This window comes from Nocardioides sp. LS1, from assembly GCF_003865225.1.
Classification (GTDB): Bacteria; Actinomycetota; Actinomycetes; order Propionibacteriales; family Nocardioidaceae; genus Nocardioides; species Nocardioides ginsengisegetis.
Map to the genome: position 1 here is coordinate 427808 of NZ_BIFF01000002.1, position 13425 is coordinate 441232.

The following is a 13425-nucleotide window of genomic DNA, read 5'->3' on the forward strand; positions in this document are numbered from 1 at the left end:
GTGGTCGCTGCTGGAATGGACCCATGCTGGTGGAGACCATGAACGGCGGGATCGGGATCCAGGTCGACGACCTGGACGACGACTTCCTGCTTGACCTGGTCTCCGATGCGGAGGTCCAGGACCGCCAGGCCCAGCGCCGCAAGCTGCGCTACGCCGTCCAGTGGGCCCACCGTCACCCCACCACCGACCAGACCGGTGCCGCGACCTGGGCCGAGGCCGGCCGCGGCGGCGGTGGGCTGGACTGCGACGAGGCCATCGCCGGCGACGGCGCACCGCTGGTCGCGGCGTTCGCCGCGGAGCCGTTCGCGGCCGCGATGGGGATCTCCACCGCCGCCGGGATCACGCTGATCGCCGACGGACTCAACCTGCGCCACCGCCACCCGCGGATCTGGGCCAAGGTCGAATCCCTCGAGGTCCCCGCGTGGCGGGCCCGCCGGGTCGCGCAAATGTGCGCGTCCCAGTCCGCCGCGGTCGCCGCCCACGTCGACGCCGCCCTGGCGGACCGGATGGGTGCCTGGGGTGTGACGACGATCGAGAACGCCATCGCCGCCGCCATCGCCGACCTCGACCCCGAGACGGTCGCCGAGGCCGAGGACGAAGCCAAGGCCGCCTGGGGCGTGCGGCTCACCCACGGCTCACCCCGCCAGATCGGGGTGTGGGCGGGGACCTCGACGCTGGAGATCACCGGCGACACCGCCGACGTGACCGCGCTGCACGACCTGATCTGCGCCACCGCCCACCAGCTCCTCACCGACGACGGCTCGCGGGACTCCCTCGAGATCCGGAAGGCCCGGGCGGTCGGCGTCATCGCCGGCCAGTCCGGCACCGGCGGGCACGGCGTGAAGCCGGTGACCCGGATGTATCTCCACATCGACGCCGACGACCTCGCCGACCCGTCCGCGAGCGGCTGGGCCGAACGCCTCGGCCCGACGACGGTGACCAAGATCCGCGACTGGCTCGGCGGGACCCGGGCCACGATCCTCCCCGTCCTAGACATGCGCCGCACCGACGCGGTCGACCGGCACGACCCACCAGTCTGGATGGCCGAACAGGTCAGGCTCCGCGACACCCATTGTGTGTTCCCCTGGTGCCAGAAGAGCTCGAGGGGCTGCGACCTCGACCACATCGAGCCCTACGTCCCGATGGACGAGGGCGGGCCACCCGGCCAGACGAACCCAGAGAATCTCGGCCCGTTGTGCCGGCGGCATCATCGCTGCAAGACCAGCCGACGATGGCACTACCGCCGCAACACCGACGGCACCTACACCTGGACCGGACCCCACGGCCGGACCTACACGGTCACGTCACGGGGGACGTTCTCCGAGAACTGACCGTACGGCCGGACACGGCAGGGAGCGCTGCCCCGGACCGAACCACGCCTACAGTGCACGCCATGGTGCACCCGTGAAGCGTCCGTTGCGTTTGGCGATCGTCGACGACTACGCAGTGGTGGTCGCGGGCGTCGCGGCGATCCTCGCCCACGAGCACATCGACGTGGTCGAGACCGGTGCCTCGACGCCGGTCATCTCCGACGTCGACATCGTTCTCTACGACACCTTCGCCCAGACGCAGGGCACCGGGATCGACTTGGAGGACTTCGTCCGCGACAGCGGCGCCAAGGTGGTCGTGTACAGCTGGAACCTCAACCCGCAGCTCATCGAGGAGGCGATCGCCGGGGGCGCGCACGGCTACGTCTCCAAGGTGCTCACCGGACCCCAGATCGTGGCCGCCCTCCATCGGGTCATGGACGGTGAGATCGTCGTCATCACGGGTGACGAGGAGACCAGCGTGGGCGGCGCGGGAGACTGGCCGGGACGCTCGGCCGGCCTGTCCCCCCGCGAGGCCGAGGTCATCGCCCTCATCACGCAGGGGCTCAGCAACCAGGACATCGCCGACCGCGCGTTCATCAGCATCAACTCGGTCAAGACCTACATCCGCACCGCCTACCGCAAGATCGGCGTCGAGCGGCGCGCACAGGCCGTGTTGTGGGGCGTGCAGAACGGCTTCGAGCCCGACACGCTGCGCATGATCGACCCCACCCTCTACGTGCGCTGGATGTCCGAGGCACGCCGCGGCCGCTGACCCGCCCACGCCCCGGACGGGGCCCCAGGGTCAGTGCTTCTCGCAGGCGATGTGGTCCTTGTCGGCGTCGCTCTCGGTGTTGAGGTTGTAGACCTTCGGCGCGCGGGTGAAGTTGGTGACCGGGGTGCCCGACGTGTGGTCCTTCGCGCCCACCAGCCCGACGCCGTGGGGGTAGTCCTTGTTCAGCGCCGTGCAGTTCGGGTAGTCCTTCGGCGCCACGGCATCGGCGATGGCCGGGACGGCGAGCGGTGCGGCGAGGGCGACTGCGGCGGCGGCGCTGAGGAGAAGCTTCTTCATGGTGACTCCCGGGACTGGTCGGACGTGACGGGTGGATCAAACCCGCCGACCGCGCCCGGCACCGACGTTTCGACAACATCCCGGGAAGGCCGCTAGACCGGATTAGGGTGCCGCGCATGGAGCAGGGGGACGTCGACGCGCGCATCCAGACGTACTACGCGCAGCAGTTCACCGAGGCCGAGCGCCTCACGGTGCGCTCGGCGCAGGGACGCCTGGAGTTCGAGCGGGTCCAGGAGCTGATCGCCGCCCGGATCGAGGCCGGGTCACGGATCCTCGACATCGGTGGGGCGACGGGCGTGCACGCGGCGCCCTTGGCGGCGCAGGGCCACGAGGTCGTGCTGGTCGACCCCGTGCCGGAGCAGGTGCGGAAAGCGGCCCGGCACGGGACGTTCGAGGCGGTGGTCGGGGACGCGCGGGACCTGCAGTTCGGCGACGACGCGTTCGACGTGGCGTTGGTGTTCGGCCCGCTGTACCACCTGGCGGCGAGGGAGGACCGGCTGCTCGCCCTGCGGGAGGCGAACCGGGTGGTGCGCCCCGGCGGCTGGGTGTTCGTCGCGGCGATCCCCCGCCTGGCCCGCCACACGCAGATGACGATGGTCGGGGGCCTCCCGGACCCCTGTCCCGCGGACTGGGTCGCCCTGCTCGAGCGCGGCGAGGCGCCCGACTGGGGGCGCTTCCCCGGCGCGCACTTCCACACGGCCGAGGAGCTCGAGGAGGAGATGGGCGAGGCCGGCCTGACGGACGTCACCGTCTGCGCCATCGAGGGCCCCGACGGCCTCGCACTCGAGCACCTCACCGAGGCCGACGACGCGCTGCACGAGGCGGCGCTCCGGATGGTCCGGGCGATCGGCCACCTGCCCGGCGTCCGGGACATGAGCAACCACGTCATGGGGATCGCGCGGGTCACAGCCGGGCGATGAACCGCCGCCCGCGCAGCGCCTCCTCGACGAGGCCGGCGGAGCGGCGTACGCCGGAGAGCCGGGCGTCCTCGGCCTGCCAGGTCGAGACGGCGGCGTCGACGACGTCGAGCTGGGCGACCTCGCGGAGGTCGGCGCGCGCCTCGCTGAGCCCGCGGCGTACGGCCGCCTGCTGGGCCTCGACGTGGAGCACGGCGAAGCGTGCCAGGACGACGAGGTGGTTGCGCAGCGCCGGGTAGGAGCGGTACTCCGGGGGGCAGATGTCGAGCAGCCAGTTCTGGGCGGTGCGCTCCCAGTCGGGGGCGTCGGGCGGCCGGACGAGACCGGGCCAGCCGGGCGGGGCGACGTAGGTGGGCATGGCTCCACGATACGCCGGGTTCGAACAATTGTTCGAACTAATGCCTGGCCAACTTCTCCTCGAGCGTGGCCAGCAGCGGGTCGCGCAGCCCGACGCAGTCGAGCGCCCAGAAGGGGTCGCAGTAGATGAGCCGGCCGGTCATCCACTCCTCGCGTGCGTCGAAGGTGACGACCTGGAAGGCCGGGTCGGGGATCCGCACGGAGGGCCGCTCGAAGCCGAGCGCACTCCCCCGCTGCCAGCCGCGCGCCCCGTAGTAGTCCGGCGACCCCTCGAGGAAGACGGCGGGAGCGCCCGAGTCGCGGGCAGCCTCGACGGCCGCCGCCAGCAGCCGGGTGCCGATGCCCGCCGCTTGGTGGGCGGGCAGCACGCCGAGCGGGGAGAGCACCAGCACGTCGACCAGCCGCTGTCGCGCGTCCAGCCACGAGTGCGAGAGCTGCACGTGGCCGACCACCTCGCCGTCCACCTCGGCGACCAGGCTTGCGCGCCGGTGCCCGGCCGCCTCCAGCGCCTCCACCATCACCGCGACGTCCTCGCCGTGGTCCTCGAAGGCCGCGACCACCACCCGGCGCACGGCGGCAGCATCCCCCGGCCGGGCGGGGCGGACCAGGACCGTCGGGGTGCTCACGCGCCCGCCAGGAAGCTCAGCCGGACCTCGCGGACGGCGTTGTCGACGTTCAGGTCGACCAGGCAGATGCTCTGCCACGTGCCGAGCGCCAGGCGCCCACCCAGCACCGGGACGGTGGCGTACGGCGGCACGAGCGCCGGCATCACGTGCGACCGGCCGTGCCCCGGGCTCCCGTGGGCGTGCCGCCAGCGGTCGTCGGCGGGCAGCAGGTCGGCGAGCGCCGCGAGCAGGTCGTCGTCGCTCCCCGCGCCGGTCTCGAGGATCGCGATGCCGGCCGTCGCGTGCGGCACGAAGACGTGCAGCAGTCCGTCGCCGCGACCCTCCACCCACGCGGCGCAGTCGCGGGTCAGGTCGAGCACGGTCTCGCGGTCGCCGGTGCGGTAGGTCCTGGTCTCGCTGTCCACGGCGCGATCGTGCCACGCCGACCCGACGCCTTGACGTTCCGACGCCACGTCTCTAACGTACCCCTACTGCTCCTTTAGAAAGCACGAGGCGTCCCGTGACCCACCTGGCGAAGTCCGAGCACCCCCGCGACCGCTGGCGACAGCGCATCGCCCAGCCCGCCCCCGACGTCGACCTCGAGGCCGCCGAGGCCGCGGCCGACACCATGCTGCGGGCCCTGGGCCTGCCGATCGACGGCGACGACATGCGCGAGACCCCGCGCCGACTGGTGGCGGCGTACGCCGAGATGCTCACGGTCCCCGACTTCGACCTGACGACCTTCGAGAACAGCGCCGGCTACGACGAGCTCGTCCTCGTCCACGACATCCCCGTCCGGTCGCTCTGCGAGCACCACCTGCTCCCCTTCGTCGGGGTGGCCCACGTCGGCTACCTGCCCGACGACCGGATCCTGGGCCTGTCGAAGTTCGCCCGTCTCGTGGAGTTCTTCGCACGCCGCGCGCAGACCCAGGAGCGCCTCACCACGCAGATCGCCGACCACCTCCTCGAGCGACTCGCCCCGGCCGGGGTCGGCGTCGTCATCGAGGCCGAGCACTCCTGCATGTCCCTGCGCGGCGCCCGCGCCGAGGGCGCCCGCACGGTCACCTCGACCCTCCGCGGCACGCTCCGCGAGGACCCCGCCTCGCGCGCGGAGTTCCTCGCGCTCACCCGGGGCGGTGTGCGATGACCAACCGCATCGTGGTCGTCGGCGGCGGCCTCGCCGCCGCCACGGCCGTCCACGAGCTCCGCACCACGCACGGCTTCACCGGACCGGTCACCGTGCTCGCCGACGAGGCGCACCCGCCGTACGAGCGCCCGCCCCTGTCCAAGGCCGTGCTGCTCGGCGAGAAGGAGGCGACCACCGCGATCGTCCGGCCCGCCGAGTGGTACGCCGACCACGACGTCGACCTGCGCACCGGCACCCGCGCCGAGCGGATCGACCGCGATACCAGGACCGTGCACGCGGCCGGGGAGGACATCGGCTACGGGCAGCTCCTGCTCGCGACCGGAGCCCGGGCACGCCGGCTGCCCCTCGTCGACGACAGCGGGGTGCCCGCGACCTACCTGCGGACGATCGGCGACTCCGTGGCGCTCCGGGGACTGCTGCGGCCGGGCCTGCGGCTCGGCATCATCGGCGGCGGGTGGATCGGCCTCGAGGCCGCCGCGGCCGCCCGCACCGCCGGGGCCGAGGTGACCGTGCTCGAGGCGCTCGAGCTGCCGCTGGTGCGGGTGCTCGGCAGCGAGGTCGCGGGCATCATGACCGCGATGCACCGCGAGCACGGCGTCGACGTGCGAACGAGCAGCCAGGTCACCGCGGTCGAGGCCACGTCCGACGGCACCCGCCTCGTGCTCGACCACGGGGACGACCTCGTCGTCGACCACGTGCTCGTCGGCATCGGCGCCCAGCCCAACACCGAGCTGGCCGAGGCGGCCGGTCTGACCGTCGACAACGGCATCCGCACCGACGCCCACCTGCGCACCGGTGACGCGACCGTCCTGGCCGCGGGCGACGTCGCCAACGTCGACCACCCGCTGCTGGGCAGGCCCCTGCGGGTGGAGCACTGGGACACCGCCATCCAGCACGGCAAGGTCGCCGCGGCCACCCTCGCCGGCGTCGACGCCGTCGCCGACCAGCAGCCCTACTTCTTCACCGACCAGTACGACTTCGGCATGGAGTACGTCGGCAACGCCGGCCCCGGTGACTACGACCGCGTGCTCGTCCGCGGCGACACCGCCGGCCGCGTGTTCACGGCCTGGTGGCTCGCCGGCGACCGCATCGTGGCGGGCATGCACGCCAACGACTGGGACGCCATCGACGAGGTACGCCGTCGGGTCGGCACCACCGTCGACCCCGCGTGGCTGGAGTCGTAGGGGTCAGACGCCGACGGTGCCGGGGTCACGCTCGCCGCCCGCGCAGGAGGCGAACGGCTCCGGCGCCGTGTGGCCGTCGCTGAACCCCGCGAGGAACATCGGCAACCGCGGGTCGTCGGCGCCGGTCAGGTCCAGCTGGCGCTCCCACACGGTGACGACCACGGGCGAGGGCAGGCCGACGTACGGCGCCATGATGCCGTTCTGAGGCAGCTGCTCGGCCAGCTTCGCGACGTCGTCCGCCGACAGGTCGGGCGAGTAGGAGATCCAGACGGCGCCGTGCTCCAGGTCGTGCACGGCGTTCTCGTCACGCACCGGCGCGTCGTAGACGCCGCAGTCCAGCCAGACCGGGTCGTGCGGGCCGCCCACGGGCGGGGTCTGGTCGTAGTCCACGTCGCCCTCGACGTGGTCACGCGGCAGGTTCTCGAAGACCTGCACGTCGTCGAGCGTCGCGGTCGAGGCGTCGACCTTCTGGGTGCTGCCCGCGCGCTCCTTCTGGACCACGAGGGGCACCGCGACGGCCAGGAGCAGCACGACCACGGACGCGACGACGGCGATCACCAGCGGCAGCCGGCTGCGACGTGGCTGCTCGTGGCCCTCCGGCGCGTCGGGCGTCTCGGGCGTCTCGGGCGTCTCGGGCGTCGACGCGTCGGTGGAGAACTGGGACATCAGGCCTCGAGCGCGCGCTCGACCCGCTCGACCTTGGCGGTCAGCTGGCCGGTGAAGCCGGGACGGATGTCGGCCTTGAGCACGAGACCGACGCGCGGCGAGACCGCCGCGACCACGTCGACGGCCTGCTTGACCACGGCCATGACCTCGTCCCACTCCCCCTCGATGTTCGTGAACATCGCGTTGGTCTCGTTGGGGAGGCCGGACTCGCGGACGACCCGGACGGCCGCCGCGACGGCCTCGGAGACGCCGCCGGTCTCGTCGCCGGTCGTCGGGGAGATGCTGAACGCAACGATCATGTGGCAACGCTATCCGGGCGCGGCAGGAGGAGCCGCGCCAGGACCAGCAGGAAGACGCTGGCGTAGCAGACGCTCGTCGCCACGTCGGTGACATGGTGGGCGCCCTGGTAGAGCCGGGAGAGCAGGGTGAAGGCGGGGAGCAGGAGCAGCACGACCGCCCACCGGCCGACCGCGGCCGCGTAGGTGCGCAGGAGGACCACGATGCCGGCGTACGCGACGATCGCCGTGGCGACGTGACCGGACGGGAAGCTGTGGTCGGGGACCAGGCCGGCGTCGAGGATCTTGACCGGCGGCCGGTCCCGCGAGATGAGGTGGGTGGCCACGAAGTAGAGGCCGCCGATGCAGGCCTCGGCGAGCGCGACGAAGAGGGCCGGGCGGATCGAGCGCTGCCACAGCGAGAACACCAGCGCGGTGACCGCGGCGACGGACAGCCCGGTGATCGTCTCGCCGAGGAGGGTGCCCACGTCCGCGAGGCTGCTGAGCGAGCCGGTGCGCTGGTCGGCGAACCATCGGCTGATCGGGTTGTCGAAGCCGTCGACGCCGCTGGCGAGGGGGTGGGTGATCAGCCAGCCCAGGCCCACCACCAGGGCGGTGACCACCACCCAGAGGCCCAGGATCCGTCCGAGCGTGGGCAGGACCTCGTCGCGTGCGTTCGTCATGCCGGAGACATACCCATCCTGCGAGTGCGGCATGTGTGATCCCCCGCACCCGTCGGGTCCGGGAAACCGGTTGACCCGCGACCGCCGGGGGCAGCCAATGGTCACCGTGGACGCGCCCCGGATCGCCCTCCTCGTCGAGGGCAACAGCGACCGTGCCGCGCTGCACGCGCTCGCGGCCCGTGAGCAGCGGAGCCTGGCCGGCGTGGACGTGATCCCCATGGGCGGGATCACCAACATTCGCGCCTTCGCCCTGCACTTCGGCCCCCGCGGGCTGGGGTTGGCGCTGGCTGGGCTCTACGACGCCGGCGAGGAGGGGTTCGTACGTCGCGGCCTGGTCGCCGCCGGGCTCCCCGCCGCGGCCGAGCTGGGCGGGCTCGAGCACCTGGGCTTCTTCCGCTGCGAGGCCGACCTCGAGGACGAGCTGATCCGGGCACTGGGCGTCGACGGGGTCGAGGCCGTGATCGACGCCGCCGGTGAGCGCCGCTCGTTGGAGCGGCTGCGGCAGATGCCGGCCCAGCAGGGCTGGACGCCGGTGATGGTGCTGCGGCGCTTCCTCGGCTCGAGGTCGGGACGCAAGGCGAAGTACGCCGCCCTCATGGTCGACTCCCTCGCCCCCGACCGGGTCCCCGCACCGCTCCGGGCGGTCCTCGACCTGTCGAATCGGGACTTCTGACCACTCCAATCGGGGGTTGTGACCAGTCCAATCGGGACCCTCGGTCACGACCGCCGACCCGGGGGACGGAAAGTCCCGATTGGCGTGACCGGAACTACCGACTCAACTGTCCAGAAGTCCCGACTCGAGTGGTCACAGGTACCGATTCGACGTCAGAGGGACTTCACCAGCAGGGCGACCGCGGAGGCGGCGCAGACGAGGAGCACGACGCGGCGGAAGCGCTCGCGCGGGAGGTGCTCGCGGGTGTGGTGACCCAGCCACAGGCCGAGCCCGACGAGCGGCGCGCACAGGACCGCGAGGCCGATCGACGCGGTGCTGAAGTGCCCGACGACGGCCAGGGCTCCCAGCGACATCAGGACGCCGCCGGCGAAGAACACGGCCAGTGTGGCGCGGACCTCCGACGGCTTGCCGTGCTGGAAGAGCAGGGCGACGGCCGGTCCGGCGATGGACGTCGAGGTGCCGCCCACGCCCCCGATGAAGCCGGCGGCGGCCATGGTGGCGGGGTTCACCGGGACGGTGACGGTGCGCCAGGAGACGAGCACGGCGACCAGCACCATGGCCGCGACGGCGATGCCGATCTGGGCGTTGGTGAAGACGACGACCAGCCACACGCCCGGGACGGTGCCGAGCGCGCGGGCCGGGAGCGTCCAGCCGACGGCGCGCCAGTCGACCTGGCTGCGGTCCAGGACCAGCACGCTGACACTCACCATCAGGCCGAAGAAGAGCGGCAGCTCCGGCATCAGCTCCGGGGCGACGACGGCCACGACCGGCGCCGCCACCAGGCCCATCCCGAGGCCCGCGACGGACTGGATCCAGGCCCCGACGAGAACGGCGAGCGCGACCACGAGGGTCGCGCTCGCCGTGAGCCCGGAGAACAGCTCGGTCAGGGATCAGCCCTGCTTGCGCAGGTTGCGCAGGACGTACTGCATGATCCCGCCGTTGCGGTAGTAGTTCGCCTCACCCGGGGTGTCGATGCGGACGACGGCGTCGAACTCGACGTCGCCGGCCTTGACCTTCACCGTCTTGGGCGTGCGGCCCTCGTTGAGCTCGGTGATGCCGGTGATCGAGAACGTCTCCTCACCCGTCAGCCCCAGCGACTCGGCGGTCTCACCCTGCGGGAACTGCAGCGGGATGACGCCCATGCCGATGAGGTTGGAGCGGTGGATCCGCTCGTAGGACTCGGCGATCACGGCCTTCACGCCCAGCAGCGAGGTGCCCTTGGCCGCCCAGTCGCGCGACGAGCCGGAGCCGTACTCCTTGCCGCAGAGCACGACAAGGGGCGTGCCGGCCTCGGCGTACGACTCGGAGGCCTCGTAGATGGTGGTGACCGGGGCGTCGTCCTTGGTGAAGTCCCGGGTGAAGCCACCCTCGGTGCCCGGCGCGAGCTGGTTGCGGAGGCGGATGTTGGCGAACGTGCCGCGGATCATGACCTCGTGGTTGCCACGGCGCGAGCCGTAGGAGTTGAAGTCACGCTGCTCGACGCCGTGGGCCGCGAGGTACTTGCCCGCGGGCGAGTCCTTCTTGATCGCACCGGCCGGGCTGATGTGGTCGGTGGTGACCGAGTCGCCCAGCTTGAGCAGGACGCGGGCGCCCTCGATGTCGGTGACGGCCACCGGCTCCGCGGGCATCCCGTCGAAGTAGGGAGGCTTGCGGACGTAGGTGGACTCGGGGTCCCACTCGAAGGTCTTGCCCTCGGGGGTGGGCAGCGACTGCCACTGGGCGTCACCGGCGAAGACGTCGGCGTAGTCGGTGGCGAACATCTCGGAGGTGATCGCGGTGGCGATCACGTCCTCGACCTCCTGGGCCGAGGGCCAGATGTCGCGCAGGAACACGTCGTTGCCCTCGGTGTCCTGGCCGAGCGCATCGTTGAACAGGTCGACGTCCATCGACCCGGCGAGCGCGTAGGCAACGACGAGCGGCGGGGACGCGAGGTAGTTCATCTTCACGTCCGGGTTGATCCGGCCCTCGAAGTTGCGGTTGCCCGACAGCACCGAGGTGACCGCGAGGTCGGCCTCGTTGACCGCGGCCGAGACCTCGGGGATGAGCGGGCCGGAGTTGCCGATGCAGGTCGTGCAGCCGTAGCCGACGAGGTTGAACCCGAGCTTGTCGAGGTACGGCGTGAGGCCGGACTTCTCGTAGTAGTCGGAGACGACCTTGGAGCCGGGCGCGAGCGTGGTCTTGACCCACGGCTTGCGGGACAGGCCCTTCTCGACGGCGTTCTTGGCCAGCAGCGCGGCCCCGATCATCACCGACGGGTTGGACGTGTTGGTGCAGGAGGTGATCGCGGCGATCGCGACGGCACCGTGGCCGATGGTGGCCTTCTGGCCGTCGATCTCGACGTCGGCCGTGGCGTCCACGTTGTCGGTGTAGTCGGCCAGCGCGGTGCGGAAGGACTCACCGGCGGAGGTGACCGACACGCGGTCCTGCGGGCGCTTGGGGCCGGCGAGCGACGGGACGACGGTCGAGACGTCGAGCTCGAGCTTCTCGGAGTAGCGCGGCTCGGCCGACGGGTCGTGCCACAGGCCCTGGGCCTTGGCGTAGGCCTCGACCAGCGCGAGCTGCTCGTCGGAGCGGCCGGTGAGCTTGAGGTACTTGGTGGTCTCCTCGTCGATCGGGAAGACCGCGATTGTCGAGCCGAACTCCGGGCTCATGTTGCCGATGGTGGCCCGGTTGGCCAGCGGCAGCGCGGACACACCGGGGCCGTAGAACTCGACGAACTTGCCGACGACGCCGTGCTTGCGCAGCATCTCGGTGATCGTGAGCACCAGGTCGGTGGCGGTCGCGCCCTCGGGCAGGTCGCCGTTGAGCTTGAAGCCCACGACGCGCGGGATCAGCATCGACACGGGCTGGCCGAGCATGGCCGCCTCGGCCTCGATGCCGCCGACGCCCCAGCCGACCACGCCGATGCCGTTGACCATCGTGGTGTGGGAGTCGGTGCCGACGCAGGTGTCGGGGTAGGCCTGCAGCTCGCCGTCGACCTCACGGGTGAAGATCGTGCGGGCGAGGTGCTCGATGTTGACCTGGTGCACGATGCCGGTGCCCGGCGGGACGACCTTGAAGTCGTCGAAGGCGCCCTGGCCCCAGCGCAGGAACTGGTAGCGCTCGCGGTTGCGCTCGTACTCGATCTCGACGTTGCGCTCGAACGCCTCGGGCGTGCCGAAGACGTCGGCGATGACGGAGTGGTCGATGACCATCTCGGCCGGCGCGAGCGGGTTGATCTTCGAGGGGTCGCCGCCGAGGTCGGCCATCGCCTCGCGCATGGTGGCGAGGTCGACGACGCACGGCACACCGGTGAAGTCCTGCATGATCACGCGGGCCGGCGTGAACTGGATCTCCTTGTCGGGCTCGGCGTCGGCGTCCCAGCCGGCGAGCGCCTTGATGTCGTCGGCGGTGATGTCCGCGCCGTCCTCGGTGCGGAGGAGGTTCTCCAGCAGGACCTTGAGGCTGAAGGGCAGCGACGCCACGTCGAGCCCCTCGCCGGTCACCGCGTCGAGACGGAAGATCTCGTAGGACTTGCCGTCCACGTCCAGGGTGCTCTTGGCACCGAAGCTGTCCTGACTGGCCATCAGCCGCATCTCCTCGAAGGCTTGTGGGGGTCTGGGGTCATACTGCCGTGGCTCGCTCCCCCACAACAACGGGGGTGGCCACGACGGAATGTCTTGACGTCAAGATACACGAAGTCGAGACACGCCTCAATCCCCGTGGGCTCAGCCGTGGGCCAGGAGCGCGACGTCCTGCCAGTCCTCCCAGCCCTTGATCCGGGACTCGTAGTCGGCCTTGGCGATGCCCAGCGGCGCGGCGCCGAAGAACACCCGCAGCGGCGGCTCCTCGGCGTCGACGACCTTGAGGACCGCGCGGGCCGAGGCCTGCGGGTCGCCCGGTCCGGAGCCGGCCGAGCGCGCCTTGCGGAGCTCGGCGACCTGCTCGCGGACCTCGTCGTACGCCGCCAGCGGCTCGCTCCGCACGGCCGACGGTCCCGACCAGTCGGTCGCGAAGCCGCCCGGCTCGATCAGCGTCACGTGGATCCCGAATCCGGCGACCTCGGCGGCCAGCGACTGCGAGAACGCCTCGAGCGCCCACTTGGAGGCGTGGTAGGCGCCGAGCATCGGGAACGCCGAGATCCCGCCGATCGAGGACACCTGGAGGATGTGGCCGCTCCCCTGCTCGCGCAGGAACGGCAGCGCGGCCTGGGTGACCCACATCGCGCCGAAGACGTTGGTCTCGAGCTGGTCGCGGAACTCCTGCTCGCCGAGCTCCTCGACGAACCCGAAGTGCCCGTAGCCGGCGTTGTTGACGACCACGTCGAGGCGGCCGAAGTGCGCGTGCGACTGCGCGACGGCGGCGAAGTCGGCCGCGCGGTCGGTGACGTCGAGCTGGAGGGGCAGGACGGCGTCGCCGTACTTCTCGACGAGCTCGTCGAGGGTGGCGGTGTCGCGGGCGGTCGCCGCGACGCGGTCGCCGCGCTCGAGGGCGGCGATCGCCCACTCGCGGCCGAAGCCGCGGGAGGCACCGGTGATGAACCAGGTCTTCGAAGTCATG

16 protein-coding genes are annotated in these 13425 nt (G+C 71.7%); 6 read left to right on the forward strand and 10 right to left on the reverse strand.

Features of this window, described 5'->3' with window-relative positions:
* The first annotated feature begins 23 nt into the window (after positions 1-23).
* Positions 24-1331: an HNH endonuclease signature motif containing protein gene (locus EJF31_RS06870; protein ID WP_125036366.1), complete on the forward strand. Its 1308-nt coding sequence runs from the start codon at positions 24-26 to the stop codon at positions 1329-1331.
* Positions 1332-1404: 73 nt separating this feature from the next.
* Positions 1405-2082, forward strand: a complete 678-nt coding sequence (locus tag EJF31_RS06875; RefSeq protein WP_125036367.1) for a response regulator transcription factor — start codon at positions 1405-1407, stop codon at positions 2080-2082.
* A 30-nt stretch (positions 2083-2112) separates the two neighbouring features.
* On the opposite strand, the gene EJF31_RS06880 is transcribed toward EJF31_RS06875, so the two are convergent.
* Positions 2113-2379 (reverse strand): excalibur calcium-binding domain-containing protein, encoded by a 267-nt coding sequence (locus EJF31_RS06880; RefSeq protein WP_125036368.1) that lies wholly within the window; start codon positions 2377-2379, stop codon positions 2113-2115.
* A 116-nt stretch (positions 2380-2495) separates the two neighbouring features.
* Between EJF31_RS06880 and EJF31_RS06885 the strand changes: the two genes are divergently transcribed.
* Entirely contained in the window at positions 2496-3299 is an 804-nt protein-coding gene (locus EJF31_RS06885; protein WP_125036369.1) for a bifunctional 2-polyprenyl-6-hydroxyphenol methylase/3-demethylubiquinol 3-O-methyltransferase UbiG, read from the forward strand.
* Here EJF31_RS06885 and EJF31_RS06890 read toward each other — a convergent pair.
* From EJF31_RS06890 to EJF31_RS06900, 3 genes are read right to left on the reverse strand one after another with little or no spacing between them, the layout of a single operon-like run.
* Entirely contained in the window at positions 3283-3654 is a 372-nt protein-coding gene (locus EJF31_RS06890) for a hypothetical protein (protein ID WP_125036370.1), read from the reverse strand. The genes EJF31_RS06885 and EJF31_RS06890 overlap by 17 nt on opposite strands.
* A 37-nt stretch (positions 3655-3691) precedes the next feature.
* Complete coding sequence (locus EJF31_RS06895; protein ID WP_221767483.1) at positions 3692-4279, reverse strand: GNAT family N-acetyltransferase; 588 nt, start codon at positions 4277-4279, stop codon at positions 3692-3694.
* Positions 4276-4683: a YjbQ family protein gene (locus EJF31_RS06900; protein ID WP_125036371.1), complete on the reverse strand. Its 408-nt coding sequence runs from the start codon at positions 4681-4683 to the stop codon at positions 4276-4278. The genes EJF31_RS06895 and EJF31_RS06900 overlap by 4 nt, the downstream gene beginning before the upstream one ends.
* Before the next feature lie 104 nt (positions 4684-4787).
* On the opposite strand from EJF31_RS06900, the gene folE reads away from it, so the two are divergent.
* Positions 4788-5405 carry a GTP cyclohydrolase I gene (gene folE, locus EJF31_RS06905; protein ID WP_125037666.1) on the forward strand — a complete coding sequence of 206 codons (618 nt, stop codon included), beginning with the start codon at positions 4788-4790 and terminating at the stop codon, positions 5403-5405.
* On the forward strand, positions 5402-6589 hold the full coding sequence (locus EJF31_RS06910; protein ID WP_125036372.1) for an NAD(P)/FAD-dependent oxidoreductase: 1188 nt from the start codon (positions 5402-5404) through the stop codon (positions 6587-6589). The genes folE and EJF31_RS06910 overlap by 4 nt, the downstream gene beginning before the upstream one ends.
* 3 nt (positions 6590-6592) lie before the next feature.
* Here the strand turns inward: EJF31_RS06910 and EJF31_RS06915 are convergent, their stop codons facing one another.
* The 3 genes from EJF31_RS06915 to EJF31_RS06925 are packed head-to-tail and all read right to left on the reverse strand — an operon-like array spanning position 6593 to position 8213.
* A complete protein-coding gene (locus tag EJF31_RS06915; RefSeq protein ID WP_125036373.1) occupies positions 6593-7255 on the reverse strand; it encodes a DUF3105 domain-containing protein in 663 nt (220 codons plus the stop codon).
* Positions 7255-7554 (reverse strand): thiamine-binding protein, encoded by a 300-nt coding sequence (locus EJF31_RS06920; protein ID WP_125036374.1) that lies wholly within the window; start codon positions 7552-7554, stop codon positions 7255-7257. Before EJF31_RS06920 ends, EJF31_RS06915 begins: the two co-directional genes overlap by 1 nt.
* Positions 7551-8213, reverse strand: coding sequence for a phosphatase PAP2 family protein (locus EJF31_RS06925; RefSeq protein ID WP_185736167.1), 663 nt, complete (start codon positions 8211-8213; stop codon positions 7551-7553). Before EJF31_RS06925 ends, EJF31_RS06920 begins: the two co-directional genes overlap by 4 nt.
* A 97-nt stretch (positions 8214-8310) precedes the next feature.
* Between EJF31_RS06925 and EJF31_RS06930 the strand changes: the two genes are divergently transcribed.
* Positions 8311-8886 carry a TOPRIM nucleotidyl transferase/hydrolase domain-containing protein gene (locus EJF31_RS06930; RefSeq protein WP_125036376.1) on the forward strand — a complete coding sequence of 192 codons (576 nt, stop codon included), beginning with the start codon at positions 8311-8313 and terminating at the stop codon, positions 8884-8886.
* A 152-nt stretch (positions 8887-9038) separates the two neighbouring features.
* On the opposite strand, the gene EJF31_RS06935 is transcribed toward EJF31_RS06930, so the two are convergent.
* The 3 genes from EJF31_RS06935 to EJF31_RS06945 all read right to left on the reverse strand — a co-directional run bounded on the left by EJF31_RS06935 (position 9039) and on the right by EJF31_RS06945 (position 13424).
* Entirely contained in the window at positions 9039-9731 is a 693-nt protein-coding gene (locus EJF31_RS06935; protein WP_185736168.1) for a sulfite exporter TauE/SafE family protein, read from the reverse strand.
* A gap of 45 nt (positions 9732-9776) precedes the next feature.
* The gene (acnA, locus tag EJF31_RS06940) at positions 9777-12455 is read right to left on the reverse strand and encodes an aconitate hydratase AcnA (RefSeq protein ID WP_307718977.1); all 2679 of its coding nucleotides are present in this window, start codon (positions 12453-12455) and stop codon (positions 9777-9779) included.
* A 138-nt stretch (positions 12456-12593) separates the two neighbouring features.
* Complete coding sequence (locus tag EJF31_RS06945; protein WP_125036379.1) at positions 12594-13424, reverse strand: SDR family oxidoreductase; 831 nt, start codon at positions 13422-13424, stop codon at positions 12594-12596.
* Between the last annotated feature and the right edge of the window lies 1 nt (position 13425).